Source organism: Lampropedia aestuarii (assembly GCF_004803635.1).
GTDB lineage: Bacteria > Pseudomonadota > Gammaproteobacteria > Burkholderiales > Burkholderiaceae_C > Lampropedia > Lampropedia aestuarii.
The window spans coordinates 127,399-146,266 of record NZ_SSWX01000011.1; the positions used below are offsets into that span (position 1 = coordinate 127,399).

18 protein-coding genes are annotated in these 18,868 nt (G+C 58.1%); 14 read left to right on the forward strand and 4 right to left on the reverse strand.

The annotated features are described in order from the left end of the window. Positions 1-228 precede the first annotated feature (228 nt). The 11 genes from E8K88_RS10100 (at position 229) to E8K88_RS10150 (ending at position 13,388) form a co-directional block, all read left to right on the forward strand. Positions 229-1,023 carry an enoyl-CoA hydratase/isomerase family protein gene (locus tag E8K88_RS10100; RefSeq protein WP_136406538.1) on the forward strand — a complete coding sequence of 265 codons (795 nt, stop codon included), beginning with the start codon at positions 229-231 and terminating at the stop codon, positions 1,021-1,023. Then, positions 1,024-2,367, forward strand: coding sequence for a C4-dicarboxylate TRAP transporter substrate-binding protein (locus tag E8K88_RS10105; RefSeq protein WP_205880061.1), 1,344 nt, complete (start codon positions 1,024-1,026; stop codon positions 2,365-2,367). A 31-nt stretch (positions 2,368-2,398) separates the two neighbouring features. Then, the gene (locus E8K88_RS10110; RefSeq protein WP_136406539.1) at positions 2,399-4,060 is read left to right on the forward strand and encodes a class I adenylate-forming enzyme family protein; all 1,662 of its coding nucleotides are present in this window, start codon (positions 2,399-2,401) and stop codon (positions 4,058-4,060) included. A 258-nt stretch (positions 4,061-4,318) separates the two neighbouring features. Next, complete coding sequence (locus E8K88_RS10115) at positions 4,319-5,803, forward strand: metal-dependent hydrolase family protein (RefSeq protein WP_205880062.1); 1,485 nt, start codon at positions 4,319-4,321, stop codon at positions 5,801-5,803. A gap of 131 nt (positions 5,804-5,934) precedes the next feature. Further along, positions 5,935-6,711 carry a TSUP family transporter gene (locus E8K88_RS10120; RefSeq protein ID WP_136406540.1) on the forward strand — a complete coding sequence of 259 codons (777 nt, stop codon included), beginning with the start codon at positions 5,935-5,937 and terminating at the stop codon, positions 6,709-6,711. A 760-nt stretch (positions 6,712-7,471) separates the two neighbouring features. Then, the gene (locus E8K88_RS10125; RefSeq protein ID WP_136406541.1) at positions 7,472-8,329 is read left to right on the forward strand and encodes an IclR family transcriptional regulator; all 858 of its coding nucleotides are present in this window, start codon (positions 7,472-7,474) and stop codon (positions 8,327-8,329) included. Next, positions 8,326-9,477: a thiolase family protein gene (locus E8K88_RS10130; protein ID WP_136406542.1), complete on the forward strand. Its 1,152-nt coding sequence runs from the start codon at positions 8,326-8,328 to the stop codon at positions 9,475-9,477. Before E8K88_RS10125 ends, E8K88_RS10130 begins: the two co-directional genes overlap by 4 nt. Positions 9,478-9,480: 3 nt before the next feature. Beyond that, positions 9,481-9,882: a Zn-ribbon domain-containing OB-fold protein gene (locus E8K88_RS10135; protein WP_136406543.1), complete on the forward strand. Its 402-nt coding sequence runs from the start codon at positions 9,481-9,483 to the stop codon at positions 9,880-9,882. 55 nt (positions 9,883-9,937) lie between these two features. Continuing rightward, a complete protein-coding gene (locus E8K88_RS10140) occupies positions 9,938-10,924 on the forward strand; it encodes a Bug family tripartite tricarboxylate transporter substrate binding protein (RefSeq protein WP_136406544.1) in 987 nt (328 codons plus the stop codon). An 83-nt stretch (positions 10,925-11,007) separates the two neighbouring features. Next, positions 11,008-13,101 carry an acetate--CoA ligase family protein gene (locus E8K88_RS10145; protein WP_136406545.1) on the forward strand — a complete coding sequence of 698 codons (2,094 nt, stop codon included), beginning with the start codon at positions 11,008-11,010 and terminating at the stop codon, positions 13,099-13,101. 86 nt (positions 13,102-13,187) lie between these two features. Next, positions 13,188-13,388, forward strand: coding sequence for a transposase (locus tag E8K88_RS10150; protein ID WP_168797302.1), 201 nt, complete (start codon positions 13,188-13,190; stop codon positions 13,386-13,388). A 463-nt stretch (positions 13,389-13,851) separates the two neighbouring features. Here the strand turns inward: E8K88_RS10150 and E8K88_RS10155 are convergent, their stop codons facing one another. The 4 genes from E8K88_RS10155 to E8K88_RS10170 all read right to left on the reverse strand — a co-directional run bounded on the left by E8K88_RS10155 (position 13,852) and on the right by E8K88_RS10170 (position 16,755). Beyond that, on the reverse strand, positions 13,852-14,112 hold the full coding sequence (locus tag E8K88_RS10155) for a hypothetical protein (RefSeq protein ID WP_136406547.1): 261 nt from the start codon (positions 14,110-14,112) through the stop codon (positions 13,852-13,854). Positions 14,113-14,153: 41 nt separating this feature from the next. Continuing rightward, on the reverse strand, positions 14,154-14,678 hold the full coding sequence (locus tag E8K88_RS10160) for an ATPase (RefSeq protein WP_136406548.1): 525 nt from the start codon (positions 14,676-14,678) through the stop codon (positions 14,154-14,156). Further along, positions 14,675-15,466 (reverse strand): type IIL restriction-modification enzyme MmeI, encoded by a 792-nt coding sequence (locus E8K88_RS10165; protein ID WP_338092874.1) that lies wholly within the window; start codon positions 15,464-15,466, stop codon positions 14,675-14,677. The genes E8K88_RS10160 and E8K88_RS10165 overlap by 4 nt, the downstream gene beginning before the upstream one ends. 632 nt (positions 15,467-16,098) lie before the next feature. Then, entirely contained in the window at positions 16,099-16,755 is a 657-nt protein-coding gene (locus tag E8K88_RS10170) for a hypothetical protein (protein ID WP_136406549.1), read from the reverse strand. A gap of 466 nt (positions 16,756-17,221) precedes the next feature. On the opposite strand from E8K88_RS10170, the gene E8K88_RS10175 reads away from it, so the two are divergent. The 3 genes from E8K88_RS10175 to E8K88_RS10185 all read left to right on the forward strand — a co-directional run bounded on the left by E8K88_RS10175 (position 17,222) and on the right by E8K88_RS10185 (position 18,501). Next, positions 17,222-17,494, forward strand: a complete 273-nt coding sequence (locus tag E8K88_RS10175; RefSeq protein ID WP_136406566.1) for a helix-turn-helix domain-containing protein — start codon at positions 17,222-17,224, stop codon at positions 17,492-17,494. Positions 17,495-17,927: 433 nt separating this feature from the next. Next, positions 17,928-18,167, forward strand: coding sequence for a type VI secretion system tube protein Hcp (locus E8K88_RS18595; RefSeq protein ID WP_136406550.1), 240 nt, complete (start codon positions 17,928-17,930; stop codon positions 18,165-18,167). Then, complete coding sequence (locus E8K88_RS10185) at positions 18,091-18,501, forward strand: Hcp family type VI secretion system effector (RefSeq protein WP_136406551.1); 411 nt, start codon at positions 18,091-18,093, stop codon at positions 18,499-18,501. Before E8K88_RS18595 ends, E8K88_RS10185 begins: the two co-directional genes overlap by 77 nt. The last annotated feature ends 367 nt before the right edge of the window (positions 18,502-18,868 follow it).

Consider the following 18,868-nt stretch of genomic DNA (forward strand, 5'->3'; position numbering starts at 1 on the left):
ACCGTGGCCCCAACAAGGGCCACCGGATTGAATGCCCCCATGCTAAGGACGGCACCCCAGCCGGTCTTGTGTTTAGTGGCTGGCTAGGCAAACTGCATCAGCACACGCCGCTCCGATTAGTCACAAACCCTCCCCTGGCACAGCCAGTGGACACAAGACGCCCGCGGCCAAGCTCAAGACACTGCAGTCATTCCACGTCCATGCCCCGATCGGGGCAACAAGTACACCATGACCAGTCCTATTCTGCTTCAGATACAAGACCACATTGCTACCTTGTGCTTTAACCGCCCAGAGCAAGCCAATGTGCTGGATGGGGGCACCAGTGCCTGTTTTGCCGAGCGGGTTGAGCAGATCGTGCAGGCGCAGTCCGAAGGCCGCGTGCGTGCCGTGCTGCTGACGGCCAACGGCCCGCATTTTTGCGCTGGCGGCGATATTCGCGCTTTTGCTGCCAGCGACAATATGGCCGCTTTACTAGAGCGTGGCATTCCCCGTTTGCATGCGGCCATCCACCGTCTCAGCACCTTGCCCGCACCCGTTGTCAGTGCTGTACAAGGCTCGCTGGGCGGCGGCGGCATTGGCATTGCCTTGTGCGCCGATCTGGTACTGGCGTCAACATCAATGAAGCTCAGAGGTGGCTATTCGGCCATTGGCCTCAGTCCCGATGTCGGCGTGTCCTGGGCATTAACGCGCCTGGTGGGGCCGATGCGTGCCAAACAAATTCTATTGACCAATGAAGCTTGGGATGCGCAGCGCTGCCTGTCTGCAGGCTTGGTAGCCGAAGTGCATGCAGACGACGCCCTGCTGTCGCGCGCGCAGGCGTTGGTGCGGGCGCTTGCGCAAGGCGCCAGCGGCTCTTTTGCCCGCATCAAAACCCTGATCGACCAAGCCGGCAACAACAGCCTGCACCAACAACTGGCGCTGGAGCATTTGGCGATGGTGGCCAGCGGCGCCAGTGCCGAGGCGCGCGAAGGCGCTTTGGCATTCACCCACAAACGCGCACCGCACTTTCATCCGGGGGGCTGAATGCCATTGCCAGAGTTTGAAGCCCTGTCGGTTGAATTGTCTGATGGCGTCGCCCACAGCGAGACCGCTCGCATGGGCATTGTGTTCGCCCATGGCCGCCACGCCAGCAGCAACGCCTGTGTTCAACGATTGAAAGCCGCCCGCCACAGCCTAGCCGCTGCATTTCCTCCACAACGCCTGATAGGAGACACGCTGATGACACGCCTCAAACAATTTTTTGCCCTCACCGCACTGGCAGTGTGTGCACTGGCCGCCACAAGCGCCACGGCCCAAACCAAGCTGCGCTATGCCGTGGGCTTTCCCTCCGGCGCCGCGCCTGAAGCGGCCCGGGTGTATGCCGATGCGGTCAAGCAGCTGAGCAATAACAGCATCAACGTGCGCGTGTTTGACATGTCTTTGCTCAATTTGGCTGAAATGTCCTCGGGGCTCAAACAAGGTTTGGCCGATATTGGCTATGTGCTCACGCCCTACACCCCGGCCGAGTTCCCGCATTTGAATATGGCCAGCGAGTTGTCGATGTTGCTGGCCCTGGAGGACGACCCCGATGGCCGATCCGGCATGGCATTTGGCGGCGCCATGGCGGAATTTGTCTTCACCGCCTGCCCAGAATGCAATGGTGATTTTGCACGCGAGAACCAGGTGTTTACCGGCGCCGGTGGCAGCTCACCTTATATGCTGCTGTGCACCAAGCCGATGCAAAGCGCTGACGACCTCAAAGGCGCGCGCTTGCGCGCAGGCGGTGCAGCCTGGGCGCGTTGGGCGCGCAAAGTCGAGGCCCAGCCTGTGTCCATGCCTGGCAATGAAATTTTTGAGGCCATGAAGCAAAACGTCGTCGAGTGCACGATCCAGTCTGCACCGGAATTGAGCGGGCTGAACCTGAGCGAGGTGACCACCTCGATCACGCCCAATCTGCCTGGTGGCGCGTTTTCTGGTGCCTCGACCAATATCAACCGCGATGTCTGGCGCAAGCTCAGCGAAGAGCAGCGCCGCAGCCTGCTCAAAGCCGGCGCCTTGATGAACGCTGAGGTGACCTACCGCTATTTCGACTATGCCAAACGCGATGTCGAGGCGGCCGTGGCCAAAGGCGTGCAGTTGCAGCCTGCCGATGCGGCGCTGCTGGCGATCTCACGCGCGGCCATCGAGGCCGATATTCCCAACCTGGCAGCCACCTATGCCAAACAACACAACGTACAGCGCGGCGATGCGCTGATCGAAGCCATGCGCCCGCTGTTGGTCAAATGGACCAAACTGGTCGAGCCGGTTGACAGTGCGCAAACCCTGGCAGATCTGTACTGGAATGAGGTCTACTCCAAGGTCGATGTGAGCCAGCACGGCCTGCAATAAATCCGCAGTTGCTATTTGCCAAAGGACGCCCATGCTTGCACAACGACTTCTATCGCAGGACTGGTACCACCGCACAATCGCGCAGTTGTTCCAGGAAACCTGCCGCCGCAAAGCCGATCACACGGCGCTGGTTTTCGAAGAACAGGCACTCAGCTACGCAGCGCTCTACCACGAGGTCCAATGCCTCGCACACAGCTTGCTGGAGCTGGGAATAGGCCGTGGCGATGTGATCTCCAGCCTGCCCAGCGCCACGCCAGAGTTTGTCAGCCTGTATTTTGCAAGCCTGCAAATCGGCGCCATTGTCAACCCGCTCAATCTGCTCTGGGGCCCGCAAGAGCTGCAAGGGGTGCTGCAGCGCAATGCGCCCAAACTGGTTGTCGCGGTCGACCAACAGGGGCCGCGCGATATACTGGCGCTGCTGCACAGTGCGCTCCCCGACTTGCAGCAACATGCTGGGCGCGTGCATTCGCAGCTGCTGCCCTCGCTACAACACGTTGTCTGTGTACAGCGCAGCAGGCGCAGCGCCAGTGGCTACCTGGACTTTCAAAGCCTGCTTGACCCGGCGCGCAAGGTCGACCAGGCGGCCATGCAGCGCTTGATTGATCAAGGCTCGGCCACAGACATCCAGTTCATGTGCCAGACTTCTGGCACGACCTCACTGTCAAAAACGGCGCTGTGGGACCACCGCCCACCATTGGCCACCGCCCATTTCACCGCGCGCAATTTACGCCTTGTCGAGAGCGACCGCTACATTAACCTCGCGCCGCTCTACCACAACAGCGGCATTCTTGCGCTGACACTGAACCTCGCCTACGCCGGCACAACGCTGTACCTGATGGATGGATTCCAACCGCTTGAAGCCTTGAAAACCATTGACCGCCATGGCTGCACCTGCACATTTGGCTTCGATGCACACTGGCAAGGCATGCGCCGCGTGGCTGACTTCAAGCACTACCGCTTCTCAATCAATAAAGCGATTTTGGCAGGCGAGCCGCGCAGCTACGACCTGGTGCGCAGTATGTGCGTGCCCGGAGCCACGATCAACAACCTCTATGCGCAAACCGAGAACGGCCCGCTGGTCTCGCTGGCCGACCACGACTGCGTCAACGACAGCATCAACAAGTACACGCATGGCAGGCCACTGCCGGGTGTGGAGGTCGTCATCAAGGATATAGAAACCGGCCAGCCTGTTGTACAAGGCCAGCCAGGCGAGATCTGCTACCGCAGCCCGTATTTATTCCGTGGCTACCACCAACAGGCTGCTGAAACACAGCGCGCGTTTGATGCACAAGGCTATTTTCACAGCGGTGACTACGGCCACCTGGACAATGGCTATATCACCTACCTGGGGAGGCTGGGCGGGGTCGTCAAATCGGGTGGCGAAAATGTCTCCACCACCAAGGTTACCAGCCAATTGCTGGAGATTTTCAGTGCGCATTTTGACGATGTCAAAACCCTTGGCGTTGAAGACGCGTACTGGGGCGCCAAGGTCGTCAGCCTGGTGCGCCCCCTCCCAGGCCAAGCCTTGCCTTCGACCACCGAGCTGCGCGAGGTATGCAAGCAGCACATGGCCAGTTACGAGGTGCCACGCCACTTCCTGCTGTGGGAAGGCGATTGGCCAGTCACCGCCGAGGGCAAAATCGACTTCAAACGTTTGCAGCGCCATGCGCAAGAGCATGCGGTCGATGGCTAACGCACAACCACTCTTTGACAAGAGCTGACGCTTCTGCACATGGCCTGCAAGCGCGCTGGCACAATCATCCTGTTTGGTAATGACTGACAGATAAGGGTATGCCTGCAGCCAAAGCTGAGGCAAACTATTGGGAGGCGCTAGTCTGACGCGCAGCGCAGCTGCGGTGTCAGCTTGCCCAAAAAACCATAGAACGCGGTGCCCCAATGAACCACTGCGCCTCTTTGCAGCCCTTCGCAGGCACCTATCTAATTCAATACCATGCCTTCTTCAGATCTCCGCGCACCTTCTCTGCCATGGCGCTTTGGCCGCATGCAGCCTGTGGCTTGCCAATGCTCGTCCCAGTTCTGTCAGGACCTGCACCACCGCGTGATGGCTGATATGTCGCGCCGCTTGTTCCTCGGCGGTTTGCTGGCCACGATGGCGCCGTTTGCACAGGGCCAACAGAGCACGCCAGCGGCAGTGGGAAACGTGCAAGCTGGCGCTGGCACACAGCCTGTGCTGCTGACTAATTTGCGCCTGTTTGATGGCAGCCAGCTGCGGCCTGCCAATAGCGTGAATGTGCTGATAGAAGGCCCATTGGTCAAAGCCTTGCCTGAAACCTCAGCGGCAATCCCTGACGCCATCACCATCGACTGCCAAGGCAAGCTGGTGATGCCCGGCATGATTGATGTCCATTGGCACAGCATGTTGGTGGGGCTGGACCAACTGTCGGCGATGACGGCTGATTTGGGCTACTTGTACCTGGTGGCAGCCCAGCAAGCGCAAAAAACGCTGATGCGCGGCTTTACCACCGTGCGCGATGCCGGCGGACCTGCCTTTGCACTCAAACGCGCGATCGATGAAAAAGTCACCACGGGCCCGCGTATATACCCCAGTGGTGCCATGATTTCGCAGACCGCTGGCCATGGCGATTTTCGTTTTCGCAGCGAAGTGCCGCGCTCAGCCGCTGGCGAACTGAGCATGATCGAGCGCGCTGGCGTGGCGATGATTGCCGATGGCGACACCGAGGTGTTGCGCCGCGTGCGCGAACAGCTGCTGCTGGGTGCCTCGCAAATCAAAATGCTCGCCGGTGGCGGTGTGGCCTCGATGTACGATCCGCTGGACACCAGCCAGTTCACCGAACGCGAATTGCGCTCAGCCGTCGATGCGGCCAGTGACTGGAATACCTATGTGATGGCCCACGTCTATACACCCAAAGGGATTCAGCGCGCCATTCGCTCAGGAGCCCAAAGCATTGAGCACGGCCAGCTCGCCGATGAGGACAGCGTCAAAATGATGCGCGATGAAGGCGTGTGGTGGAGCTTGCAGCCGTTCCTGCAAGACTCGGACAGCAACGTCTACCCCGACGAAGGCCGCAGAAGCAACCAGCTGACAGTCTCCAAAGGCACGGCCAATGCCTACGAGCTGGCGCAGAAATACGCGATCAAAACCGGCTGGGGCACCGATATTTTGTTCAACCCCAAGCTCGCCCATACGCAAGGGCGCCAACTGGCCAAGCTGACCCGTTTTTACGACCCGCTGACCTTGCTTGGGCAAGCCACCAAAAGCAATGGCGAATTGGTGGCGCTGTCCGGTGCGCGCAATCCTTACCCGCATCCGCTGGGCCAGATTCAACCAGGCGCTTACGCCGACTTGCTGGTATTTGATGGCGACCCCAAGCAGAACCTGGACTTCATTGCCGATCCTGACAAGAACCTGTACTTGATCATGAAAGATGGCGTGATTTATAAGAATATGCTCTGAGAGCGCGGCTTTTCCAAGCCAATTGCCTTGCGTCGACACTGAGGCGCTTGTGAACAAGCTGCGCACTCTGGCTGTGACCGAGACAAAGCGCGGCATCTCGCCTACAAGCAACAGAAACAACAAACACCCGCATGCCTCCTGATCCTGGCTTTCCCATCGCGGACATTGCCGCTTTTTTACTGTGTGTGGCGCTGGCTACCGCGATCCAAAACGTCACCGGTTTTGCGTTTGGACTAGTGCTGCTGGGACTGTCGGCAAGCCTGCATATTGCCAGCGTCTCAGACGCGGCCAATGCCGCGATGGTGCTGACCCTGGTCAATGCCGCCGTGTCATTTTCTGGGGGCAGGGCCAGGCCGCCATGGCGGCTGATGCGCCCGGCCTTGCTCGGCAGCGCCGCAGGCGTGGCCATAGGCGTCCTCTCCTTGGCCTGGCTCAGCAGCAATGCGGTCGTGTATTTGCGTGCCCTGCTGGGCATCACCATCATCGCCTGTGCGGCGGCGCTGCTGTGGCACTCTAAACCTCTGCACCAGCTCTCAAAACCAGCGGCCTTTGTACGCACGGGCTTTCTGTCAGGGCTGCTAGGCGGTTTGTTCTCCAGCTCAGGCCCACCGTTGGTCTACCACATGTACCGCCAGCCTCTGAGCCATGAACTGGTGCGCCAGGCACTGCTGCTGGCCTTTGCCTTTAACGCCTGCCTGCGCCTGGTATTTGTGATTCCTGCTGGGCAAATGAGTGCGCATTCGATGGTCTTGGCCGCTTGCGCTATTCCGGTGGTGTTTGGCATCACGCGCTGGCAACTGGGCAGGCCCATTGCGCTGCCGCAAGCGCTGCTGAAAAAAATGGCGGCCGCTTTGCTGGTGCTATCAGGCCTGGGGTTGTTGGTCTCTGCGCTACAAGCGATAGTTTGACAGCGCAGGCAGCGAGCCTGTGCGCAGCCAGTTACAGGCGCTGGCACGATACTGCAATCGCGATGCGCCATAACACCTCCTGCCGCACACCCAATCAGTGCAGCTGCTGGCAGTTACCGGGGTACTGGTGTGCACAGGCAGTGCCTTGCAGGTGCTATGGCACGTGTTGAAAACACTTCGAAGCAAGACCTTGGCCAGCTAGCACAGCGCACGGCCCTGGCATAGCGGCGCACCGCTTTGACAACTTTGTCCTGCGCACTGTTGAGGGCACGCAGTGGATTTCAGCAGCAGCCATGCTGGTTGATGGTACTGCCCACGCACCGCTCATAAAGCCTGCTCATCATCTCCACGCAGTCGGGCTCGCTGCCCGGCGAAGGCTTTAACAAAGCCGTGCTGCACTGTGGGCTCCAACCCGAAAGCGAAGGGCAAGGCACAAAAAACTCATTACTGCTGTGCCTAGGGAGGCTCGGCACGACCGCCTATTGTGGCCCGAGCACGGCCTCAGCCGATCCGTTGCGTTAACTCTCTTGCCCATAGCGACGGCTCTGGCCTTCAAAAACGCCTTGCAGCCCATCTTGATACTGCCCTCTTCCCAGCAACGAGGGTTTGGCCAAGCACCCCTAGCGAAAACGAGATCAGTGCAAGCCCTTAGGAATGGCGCAAAAGGTTTCATGGATTGAAACTAAACCGTTTTTTTTTGATTTTTAAAAACCACTTCCTACACTGGCCAACAGCACCTGGTTCAACTACAGAAACATCCATGCCACTTACCGCAGACCCTGCCGTCTCAAGCCGCCCAGCCAGTCAAGCCAGCCCCTCCTCCGTCACCCGTGCGATGCAGATCTTGCGCGTGATGTCAGAAGGCCGGAATTTGCGCCTCACGGACATAGCCAAAGCCACAGGCTATGACAAGACCACGGTGCTGCGACTGCTTGAAAACCTGATTCAGGAAGGTTTTGTCCAGCGCAACACAGAGAACAAGCAGTTCAGCCTGGGGCCTGAATTGACGCTGCTGGGCGCCGCCGCACTCAAGCGCTTTGACCCGCGCCCCAGCGTGCGCCCCAGCTTGTTGCGCTTGGTCGGCAAGTTTGAAGACAGCGTCGTGCTGTCTATACCGATGGGTCTGGAGTCGTCATGCATTGACCTCGAAGAAGGCAGCTACCCGATTCGCGCCAATTACTTGCGCATCGGCAGCCGGCGCCCGCTGGGAGTCGGTGCAGGCAGTTTGGCCCTGCTCGCCTGGCTGCCAGAAGATGAGAGAGAAGCGGCATTTGAGGCCTTGGCGCCGACCTGGGCCAAGTACCAGGGTATCAGCGTGCCATTGCTCAAGGACTGCATTGCCAGCGCCCAAGAGCGCGGCTACGTGGTGCTGCTCGATGCCGTCGTGCAGCGCATGGGCGGCATTGCCGTGCCGATTTTTGAGCCTAGCGGCAGGCCAGTCGCTGCGCTGAGTATTGCGGCCTTGAGCGAGCGCATCAGCGGCCGCGAAAAAGAACTGGGCCAGGAGCTCATTCGCGAGGCCTTGAAGTGCCAAGTGCGCTGGGCCGACGCCAGTCACCTCAGTGAAAAAGCCGAAAAACACACCACAGCACAGCGCAAAAAAGGCGGTCAGTCATGAGCACAACGGCTTATATTCGTGCGGCAGCGGGCACTGCCTTTGGACGGCATGCCGGTGCCTCGAGTCTGGATTTGATGGCTGCAGCCGCCAGCCAAACGCTGGAGGTCGCACAGCTGGCGCGAGGGCAGATTGACGGCCTGCTGTGCGGCTACTCGACCACCCTGCCGCACCTGATGCTGTCGACGCTGTTTGCCGAACGGTTTGGGCTGCAACCGGCCTATGCGCACAGCATGCAATTGGGTGGCGCAACCGGCGCGGCCATGTTGATGGCTGCGCGTGAATTGGTGATCAGCGGCCGCTGTGAGAATGTGCTGGTGGTGGCTGGAGAAAACCGCCTCAGCGGGCAAAGCAGGGACAGCGCCATACAAACCCTGGCGCAAGTGGGCGACGCCCAGTACGAAGTGCCTTATGGCGCATCGGTGCCCGCTTATTACGCGTTGATGGCCTCTGAATACATGCACCAAACAGGGCTGCAGCGCGAAGATTTGGCCGAATTCGCCGTGCTGATGCGCAGGCATGCGCAAAGCCACAGCGGCGCGCATCTGCGTGACTCCATCTGCATCGAAGATGTGCTGAACAGCAAGCTGATCACCAGCCCCCTGGGCCTGCTCGACTGCTGTCCAATTTCTGACGGGGCGATGGCGATGCTGGTCTCCAAGCACCCCCACCATGCCGGCGCCCGCATCAGCCTACGAGGCGCTGGCCAAGCGCATTTGCACCAGCACCTGACGGCAATGCGTGATGTGATGAACTGCGGCGCGGCAGTCGCTGCCCAAGCGGCCTTGCAACAAGCGGGACTGGGTGTCAGCGACATGCAGTTCCTGGGCATCTACGACTCCTTCACGATCACGCTGGTGATGCTGCTCGAAGAACTGGGCTTTGCTGACCGCGGCCAAGCAGCTGCGGCCTTGCGGGCCGGGGCATTCCAGACCGGCTCCCAGCAGCCACTGAACACCCATGGCGGCCTGCTGTCCTACGGCCATTGTGGTGTGGCCGGCGGCATGGCCCATGTGCTCGAAGCCTGGAGCCAAATGGCCGGTATGGCCGGGGCGCGCCAGCTGCCACAGACACCGTCTTTTGGTTTGATTCATGCAGATGGCGGTGTGATGTCTTCACACGTCAGCCTCGTCTTAAGCCGGGAGGGCTAAACCATGACAAATCCCCCATCCAGTATCCATCCAGTCCCCGCACTGACGCAGCCCTACGAAGAAGGATTGCAAGCCGGTGTCGTGCGCTACCAGGTATGCAACTGCTGCGGCCAGGCCCAGACGCTGGCTCGGTATGCGTGCTTCGCCTGCCAGGCCACAACGCTGCAATGGCAGGACGCCTGCGGCCTTGGCACAGTGCGCGCCGTGACCGAGGTCATCAGGGCGCCATCAGAAGAATTCAAGGCACTGGCGCCCTACACCTTGGTGCTTGTCGAGCTACAGGAAGGCTTTCGCCTCATGGCCCATGGCCAAGCCGGCGTGCGCATTGGCCAGCGCGTGCAATGCACATTTTTCACACTCGCGGGCCGCACGCTGCTGCAATGCATTGCGCACGACAGTGCGTGATGCGTGGGCCGCTCATACCGCTTTGCCATTTCTAACCACAACCAGGAGACACCCGATGACCCTCTCAAGCACTCGACGCCACATGGTGGTTTGGTCCGCGCTTGCGCTATGCGGCTTGTGCACCAGCGCAGTGCACGCTGCTGATGCCTACCCGAATAAGCCCATCCGGCTGGTCGTGCCCTATCCACCGGGCGGACCGACTGACATTGTGGCGCGCGTCATTGCGCAAAAAATGCAGGAAGAAATGGGCCAGACCTGGGTTGTCGACAACCGCCCAGGCGCGGGGGCCAACCTGGGCGCGGAAAACGTCGCACGCAGTCCAGCCGATGGCTACACGCTGCTGGTGGCCACCACCGCCCATGCGATCAACCCTTCGCTGTTTTCGAATCTGAGTTACTCCTTGCAAGAGGACTTTCTGCCTGTCTCCCAGCTGACCAGCGGGGCGCTGGTGATCGTGGCCAACCCCAGCTTGCCGGTCGAAGACGTCAAGGGCCTGATTGCTTTGGCCAAGTCCAAGGAGGGCGGCCTCAATTTCGCCACCTCGGGCAATGGGCAGTCGACGCATTTGGCGGCCGAAATGTTCAATGCGATGGCCGGTGTCAAGATGAACCACATTCCTTACAAGGGCAGCGCCCCGGCGCTGAGCGATGTGGTCGCTGGCCACGCAGATTTGATGTTTGACACCCTGCTGTCTGCGACGCCTTTTATCAAAAGCGGCAAGCTCAAGGCCTTGGCCGTCACCAGCGCCGAGCGCTCAGCCAGTGCACCGGATATTCCAACCATTGCCGAAGCGGGCCTGCCCGGCTATGAGGCGATTGCATGGAACGGCATTCTGGCCCCGGCTGGCACCCCGGCCGAGGTGATTGAGGCGCTCAATGCGGGGCTCAAAAAAGTGCTGCAGAGCGCCGACGTCAAAGACCGGTTTGCCGCCCAGGGCTTTGCGGCAACATGGAACTCACCGGCTGATTACAAGCAATTTTTAAACAATGAAATCAGCACCTGGGCCCAGGTCGTCAAAGACTCTGGCGCTCGCGTCGAGTAAGCGATTTTCTCTGCCTTTGTACCTGCTCTTTTACGGCTGACGTCGCCCGATGGCAGCCGTCTCCTTTCCCGTTTGTAAACGCTATGACCGACCTTTTGCAATCCGCACTCCAACCCCGCTCCGTGGCCATTATTGGGGCTTCCGACAACATCCATAAAATTGGCGGAAGGCCGATTGATTACATGCGCCGCTTTGGCTACCAGGGCAGCATTTACCCGATCAATCCAAGCAAGTCCAGCATCCAAGGACTGCCATGCTATGCAGGCCTGCGCGATTTGCCTGAAGTGCCCGAACTGGCCTTGATTGCCGTGGGTGCGGACAAAGCAGTCGACAGCGTGGCCGCCTGTGCTGACCTGGGCGTGCGCTCAGCAGTCATCATTGCGTCGGGCTTTGGCGAGACTGGTGCGGCAGGCAAAGACATGGAGGCCCATATGCTGCAACGCGCCCAGCGCAGCGGCATGCGTTTGTTTGGCCCCAACACCCAAGGCCTGGCGAATTTTGGCAGCGGCACGATTGCCGGCTTTTCAACGATGTTCACCGAAGTGCCGCCACTGGATGGCCCGATTGGCATCATCAGCCAAAGCGGCGGCATGAGCGCAATGACTTACGGCCTGCTGCGTGGCCAGGGCTTGGGTGTCAGGCATGTGCATGCGACCGGCAACGAAGCCGATGTCACCGTCGGAGAAATGGCCTTGGCCGTCGCGCACGACCCTGACATTCAGCTCTTGCTGCTGTATCTGGAAAACATCGCCAATCCAGACATGCTGGCACAAGCGGCTGCCTACGCCCGCGCACGCGATTTGCCGATAGTCGCTGTCAAAGCTGGCCGCACCCAAGACGGCCAACGTGCCGCCTCCTCGCATACCGGTTCCTTGGCCAACGAAGACCGCACGGTCGATGCCTTTTTCCGCCAGCATGGCATTTGGCGCGCCCAAGACCCGCACGAACAGGTGCGCGCCGCAGGCGCCTACCTCAAAGGCTGGCGGCCAGCGGGCCAGCGCCTGGTGGTGATCAGCAACTCAGGTGCCAGCTGCGTGATGGGGGCTGACACCGCCAGCGACCACCAACTGCCTCTGGCCCAGCTGGCGCCAGCCACACAGCAGGCCCTGGGCGACAAGCTGCCTGGTTTTGCCACGACCGACAACCCCATCGACATCACGGCCGCGCTGCTCAGCAACAGTGGCTTATTTGGCGATGTGCTGCCAGCGATTGCGCAAGACCCGAGCGCAGACCTGATTTTCATCAACATCCCCGTCGCAGGCGCTGGCTACAACGTTGCGCAGTTTGCCAAAGACACCGCAGCATTTGAGCGCCAGACCGGCAAGCCGGTGGCGGTCGCCGCCTGGCAAACCAATATTGCCGAAGTCTTCAAGCAGCACGGGGTGCTGACCTATGCGAACGAACAAGAAGCCATTGGTGTGCTGGCGCAAGTGGCCAAACACCACCAGTTGCTGCAACAGGCAGCTCCAGCCCGGCCCGCGCAGGCAGCGCAATCACCGGCCTTGCTGCCCCCGCACTCTGGGCCATTTTTAAGCGAAGTGCAAAGCCTTGACTTGCTGGCCCAACACGGCATTGCGACCGTCAAAACCCTGCTGTGCACCAGCGCCAGCGAAGTCGCTGATGCGTTTGCCGAGTTGGGCGGTCAGGTCGTCATCAAAGCCTGCTCGGCCGCCATCCCGCACAAATCCGAACATGGCCTGGTCGCGGTCAACGTCCAGGACCAGGCACATGCGATGGCGTTGTTTGAGCAGTTCAGCGCCAAAATGCAAGCCATGGGTGTGCAAGCCGATGGCGTGATTGTGGCGGCCAAACACAAGGGCCAGCATGAGTTCATGGTTGGCGCCAAAATGGACCCGGTGTTTGGCCCTGTCGTGGTGCTGGGCGATGGCGGCAAATATGTCGAAGCGCTGCAAGACTGCGCCGTGCTGATGCCGCCCTTTAGCGTGCAAGAAGCACAGGCTGCGCTGGCGCAATTGCATATTGCGCCCTTATTGGGCGGCGTGCGCGGCGAGCCGGCGCTGGACACCAACGCGCTGTGCGCCATCGCAGAGCAAGTGGGGGCGTTACTAATCGCCGCCAATGGGCGCATTGCCTCGCTTGACCTGAACCCGGTGATGGTCAGCGCCAACGGAGCGGTCGTGGTCGATGCTTTGGTGGAATGCGCGCCTGGAGTTTAGACCCAGTTTGTGAGTCGACCAGGGCTTTATAACCAGGGCTTTATGATAGTTCGCAACCTCCTATTTCAGTTGTAATAGGAGCCCATGTGAACGCAAAACCTTATCCCGAAGAATTCAGGATTGAAGCCGTCAAGCAAATCCTTGAACATGGCCACAGCGTGGCCAATGTCTCACGCCGTATTGGCGTGAGCACCCACAGCCTCTACCAATGGATCACGCTGCAGCAAATGCCCGCAGCACAGCGGCACGCGCAGGTCGACCAAAGCGAAGCGTTGCGCCGGTTATAAGCCGAACTCAAACGGGTCATCGAAAAGCAAGAGATCCTATAAAAGGCGGCGTACTTCGCTCGCCAGTCAGCTTGAAGAGCGAACGTGCGCTTGACGACCGTAGGCATGGCTGGAGTGTGGCGGTGTCTACGGCTACCGCAAGCTGACCATGGGTATGCGCGACTTGGTCAAGAGCTGCAGCTGGCTCCGCATTGCTAGACTGCTGCGCTGCAAAGGCTTCAAAGCACAAAGAGGCTATCGCAAACAACCATATCCCAAAGCAGGTGCACCAGCGATAGTCGTGCCCAATCTGCTGGAGCAGCCATTCACGGTGCAGGCGCCTAACCTGGCCCAGGTCAATGGCATCAGTCTCTCCACTGATGAAGGTTGGCAGCACTTGGCTGTGGTGATTGATTTGTTCTCTTGTCAAGTGGCGGGCTGGGCAACGGGCAGTCGCATCGACACGCAGCTTGCAATGGCTCAGTCATTTGCCAAGCGCTTTCGCTGTGGCTTGAGTCAACTGCGCCAACTCCATCTGTAATTGCTCTCCCTCCAAGCGAACCATTTGGCCACTTTTCATGGTGACGATGGCGGTATGGGTTTGCAAAGCAATTTGACGTGCCGATACAGCAGCACGTTGCATAGCGGCCATCGAAGCTTGCAAATCCGGATTTTTGGCTTGCGCCAATGATCGTTGCTGCCCAGTGTGGGTGTTCTGTAAATAGCCAAGATGGATTGCAGTCATGCTCAGTTCCTTGTCATTTTTATAAGGCGTTTCACCAGTATTCACGCCTTTTCGCCCCAGTCCAGCAACGCGGGGACTTCACCAGTATTATCGTACAGCGCCCAGGCATCGACTTGGGCACGGTAATGCTGCTCAAAATTGCGCCATCCCGCTTCAAAGCGGCGGCGAATCACGTTCAGCGGGATGTTGTGCCCACCTTGGCGTACCCGCTCGGCCACACGGGATACTGCCATGTCCGCATTGGGCAATCGCAAAAAATACATGCTCACGACATAGCCCTGTGCTTGCCATTGCGCTATGTGGCGCATATAGCCCAAGCCAGAGAGCGTGGTCTCAATCGCAAAGCTCACGCCTTGTTTGGCGCATAGCTGCACTTCTTTCAGCATCAAACGCCCTGCCTTGACCGCAGCGGCCTCTGGGGCAAACGGCGAGAGGCCAGCGGCAATCAAATCGGCATTGATGAAACGCGGCACGCCCGCCTCTGCCGGTAAGAAAGAACGGGCAAATGTGGTTTTACCCGCCCCATTGGGGCCTGCGATGATGATGACTTTGGGCTGCGTGCTCATGCATATTCCTCGGGTTCATCTTCTACGGCGATAGCGTTGATTTTGCCTTTAGCTGCGCTGGGGCCATTGCCCAGCGTCATCCCGGTGTACAACGCAATCAGTTTCTTCAGCCGCTCTGTATCGTTTTTGAAGCGGCGACCGATGTAGATGCGCTCCAGCACTTCATCGTTGCGCTCATGGGCATGGCGCAAGTTCTCAGGCATTTGGCCCGGCTCGTACAAATCGGTAATGGTGGCGGGGAAGTGGACTTCCCGTGCCAGCAAAATGTCTTCCGCGCAGCCGGTCAGATCAGCCATGTTCTTTTCGGTGAGCTTGGGAATGGGGAGGGTGTTCCAACCTAGGGTGTTGGCGTAGCGGAAATCGGTTTTCAGCTTGCCGCACACGGTGCCAATCCAGACTAGGTGCAAGCGTGAAGCGATGAGTGCGAGGCTCCAGAGTGGGGCGTCGTAGAGGGCGAAGGTTTCGCTGGCTACAGTCCTGTGCGCATCAGTTAAGCCAGTTGGCAGAAAAGGGCTGTTTTCTGATGATGCACGAGGCATTATGAGTGTGGGCCTTCTTCCTATACGCATCGCCCTCATTTGATGGGCTCGCTCAGCCACGGCGATGTGGATATTATTGGTTTGCAAAACGCCGCCCACGTCAGGGTTGTTGGTCGCGCTGCTTTTGAGGCGCTTGATGGTGGCCTCTTTGTTGCCAAACGCACGCAGGAAGTCGTAGGCGAATGCATCGCTATCAAACGGTTTGGAGGCCTGTTCAGAGACGGCGGCTTCGATTTCTATGGCGTTCATTGGGAGTGTGGCATGGCCAGCAGGACTGTGTTGCTTCGTGCTTTACGGAAGATAAAATGCCCGCTCGGTTCAAACGTCGAAGCGGTATTTCACCCGCTAAAAGTAACGCAGGATGAGTGTCAATATTACCAATTGAATCCACTCTCAGCACGAGTCAAGGTATTTGCAGATAGCTTGTCCAAGGTTCACATGCCAAAAGCCATGCGCAAGAACAGTTATTGATCGTGGCGCTGTGCTAGCTCGCTTCGCTTGCTCGATCTTTGAAGTGGCCTTCGTAGATGGGGACAGCCAGTCGCCCTGAAGGCTGCTGAAATAGCCGCAAGATGGCAGTTTCAAGATTGTTTGGCGCTACCGCAAGGCCGCTCTTACTGCTCCCCCTCAACCGTCTCCAGTGGTCACGCATTCTTCTAGGAACGTGTTTACGACCTTTTTACAGACCGCGTTGATTTAGCCAGAGCATCAGTACTCGCCCGGGGTATTACGTAAAACCCTTTCGCGAAGCACATTCCACTAATCGAAACCTCTTGCAACCGCCAAAATTCGGAATAATCACATACGACCCATTGATTTTATTGGCTATGTTTTTCGAAATAAAGGTTTCGGGAGATTCCCCAACAATGCCGCTCTACGAGTCAGAGCCTCGCCTGAATCACGACAATGCGCCGCACCCTACACGCCAAATACCCACCATCCAACGATCGATAAATACACAGCTTGTGCTGCAAGGCAGCCGAGTCGATTTGGCTTTGAATTAAAAAAGTCACACGAGCGTTGTGCCCGCAAGCCCACACTGCTGGCTCTTGTGGATCGAGCACCAGCAAACTTCGCAGCTTCGGTAAGTCAGATGCGCTGTGCTCGCATTCAACTCCAGTGACCAGCATCCACCGCTTGCCATCTTTTGGCAAAGCCAATTGCACCACAATCACGCCATCCGAAGACAAGCCTTTGAGCAGCGGCGCAGCCAACGCCGGCAAAGGACTATTGAGCGTCTGTGCTTGATAGTACTGTGCCGCATCGTCTAACCACAACTGCCATTGCTGCATCGTCTCAGGCACTGCTGGCTGATTGCTATTTAGCAGCATATGCACACGCTCCAGCAATGACGCACGGATTTGAGCCGCAACGTATGCCGGTACATCATTGACATCAGGGCACAGCAGCCTCCACTGCCCTTGCTCATCCAGATACTCCACCTCTGTATCAAACCGCAGTCCTTTCATGAAACTGTGCTGCAACTGGGGTTTGAATGGGTCATTGATTTGACCGTCTGTAGAACCAAAAAAAGCCATACAGCCTCCTGTTTCATGGATTGATTGTGAGGCCAGCCGCTTAGATGGCGTACTTTGGTCTGGTGCTCGTTGTATCGACCAGCCGCACGCATGCACATTGATCGCTCTGCACGCCCTTGTATGGATCACTGTGTTGCGCTCTTGAATCCCTACTGTCCACAAACCCGCGCGAAAACCAATGCGATGGTCCAAGGAAAACGCTCGCTGCAATGGCGCCCGCCAAGCCCGCTGGTGAAGCTGCGGCTCGACCACCACTGACGTGGCGGCAGCCCCTCCACACCATCAACCAAACTCTGACTAACAGACCAATTGCACTCCGCATTTCACTTGACCTTTCGAAGCATTAAGACAAGCGTCCATGCCGCCACGGCGCAGGCCCTCAAACCGTGAGGAAGGCGCATAAGAAATATAGTTATGTGAAGCATACTCCGTAGATGCAAACACAACATTGAACAATTATGTACGCATGCCTGCCAAACCCCTGCCTCCCAAAAACCTGCCCTCCAGTGATGATCTGCGAGGGATATTGGCATACTGGATACGTCTGCACCGTGTAGAGAAGGGGTGGTCTCAGGAAAGGCTGGCTCTAGAGTGCGAGTTGGATCGCACCTATGTTTCTGCCGTAGAACGCTCACGCTGGAACGTGTCTTTGTCGAACATTGAAAAAATGGCTAATGCACTCAATGTGCAATCTTGGACCTTGTTGGTTCCACCAACAGAGGATGCGAGCAAGCCATAACCCATAAAACCTTGATTGATTGGCACTCCTGAGTGCAATGACTTCGCACTGGATCCAGCCCGGTTGCCATAGGCTTCAATACACCTCTCATCACTCTTCGTGCCAGAGGCTCTAAGCGCCTGTTTACGCTCTAAGCGAGCTGCCCTTTGAACGACAAAGCGCCACTCCGTGCACAACGACTCGGCATTGCAGATACGCTTGTCACGGCACCTGCACCGCTTTGGATTCCGTGCGCATCGCCAAAGCACCATCTCGCCGTGCAACGGACTTACAAAAGGCTAGCTGTGACCATCGCAATGGCAGCCCTCTGCCCCCGCCACCCCAAATTGACCCAGCTTATATTTGCACTTGTTTGCAATACTGCCTTGAGCTTGTAACAAATAAGAGTTCAACTAACAAACTTATTCATTTGTAGTCAACAAGGGAGTAGGCAATGGCATCGTTACAGGACTTTTTTATCAAAATTGACGGCATCAGCGGTGAGTCCAAAGACTCCAAGCATGCAGGCTGGATCGACGTACTGTCGTTCAGCTACGGCGTCTCGCAATCGAGCTCCAGCTTCACCGGCGGTGGCGCGGGCGTAGGTAAAGCCAACTTTGACGCNACTGTCGTTCAGCTACGGCGTCTCGCAATCGAGCTCCAGCTTCACCGGCGGTGGCGCGGGCGTAGGTAAAGCCAACTTTGACGCGCTGGTGTTCGAGCACTACGCAGACAAAGCCACACCAAACCTGATGCAATACTGCGCCTCAGGCAAACACATTGGCGAAGTCAAACTTGAAGCGGCAAAAGTAGGCGATGGCTCGCAGGTATATTTCATCATCACCTTGACCGATGCCATCATCACCCATGCCGGTCCTTCAGGCTCGACCGATGATGCCCGCGTCAAAGAAACGGTAGGCATCTCCTACTCCAAAATCAAAGTCGAAGTCAAAGAGCAAAACGCTAACGGCTCGTTGGGTGCAGCGACCACTGGTGGGTGGGACGTTAAACAAAACGTACAAGCCTAATCGGCTCCTTGATGATTTGATTTGCGAGATTATTCCTAAAGACCAGCAAAACCTGTGGCCGTGGTGCGCTTTGCACATGTGACCTGCATCTTGTAAGGCACAGCCAACAGGACCCGCTGGTCTTTTTTTATGGGGCAAAAACTTGGCGTAGAAATTCTGCGCAACCTAAAACCCCAATCGCCGTGAAGAGAGTGCACCATGAACCGCTTTTTAGTCGCACACACACCGCAGGGGTCAAACCTCTGGGCCTCTCAACTCAAAGGCCATGAGGCGCTCAGTCAGCTCTACCAATTTACTGTCGACTTTAAAAGCCAAGACGCCAACATCGACTGCCAAGCCCTCATCGGCGAAGTCGCCGCCATCGAGA

Bases quoted from the DNA above. Each gene is read 5' to 3' on its own strand.
- E8K88_RS10100 (WP_136406538.1), top strand. From the start codon at position 229: ATGACCAGTCCTATTCTGCTTCAGATACAAGACCACATTGCTACCTTG.
- E8K88_RS10105 (WP_205880061.1), top strand. From the start codon at position 1,024: ATGCCATTGCCAGAGTTTGAAGCCCTGTCGGTTGAATTGTCTGATGGC.
- E8K88_RS10110 (WP_136406539.1), top strand. From the start codon at position 2,399: ATGCTTGCACAACGACTTCTATCGCAGGACTGGTACCACCGCACAATC.
- E8K88_RS10115 (WP_205880062.1), top strand. From the start codon at position 4,319: ATGCCTTCTTCAGATCTCCGCGCACCTTCTCTGCCATGGCGCTTTGGC.
- E8K88_RS10120 (WP_136406540.1), top strand. From the start codon at position 5,935: ATGCCTCCTGATCCTGGCTTTCCCATCGCGGACATTGCCGCTTTTTTA.
- E8K88_RS10125 (WP_136406541.1), top strand. From the start codon at position 7,472: ATGCCACTTACCGCAGACCCTGCCGTCTCAAGCCGCCCAGCCAGTCAA.
- E8K88_RS10130 (WP_136406542.1), top strand. From the start codon at position 8,326: ATGAGCACAACGGCTTATATTCGTGCGGCAGCGGGCACTGCCTTTGGA.
- E8K88_RS10135 (WP_136406543.1), top strand. From the start codon at position 9,481: ATGACAAATCCCCCATCCAGTATCCATCCAGTCCCCGCACTGACGCAG.
- E8K88_RS10140 (WP_136406544.1), top strand. From the start codon at position 9,938: ATGACCCTCTCAAGCACTCGACGCCACATGGTGGTTTGGTCCGCGCTT.
- E8K88_RS10145 (WP_136406545.1), top strand. From the start codon at position 11,008: ATGACCGACCTTTTGCAATCCGCACTCCAACCCCGCTCCGTGGCCATT.
- E8K88_RS10155 (WP_136406547.1), bottom strand. From the start codon at position 14,112: ATGACTGCAATCCATCTTGGCTATTTACAGAACACCCACACTGGGCAG.
- E8K88_RS10160 (WP_136406548.1), bottom strand. From the start codon at position 14,678: ATGAGCACGCAGCCCAAAGTCATCATCATCGCAGGCCCCAATGGGGCG.
- E8K88_RS10165 (WP_338092874.1), bottom strand. From the start codon at position 15,466: ATGAACGCCATAGAAATCGAAGCCGCCGTCTCTGAACAGGCCTCCAAA.
- E8K88_RS10170 (WP_136406549.1), bottom strand. From the start codon at position 16,755: ATGGCTTTTTTTGGTTCTACAGACGGTCAAATCAATGACCCATTCAAA.
- E8K88_RS10175 (WP_136406566.1), top strand. From the start codon at position 17,222: ATGCCTGCCAAACCCCTGCCTCCCAAAAACCTGCCCTCCAGTGATGAT.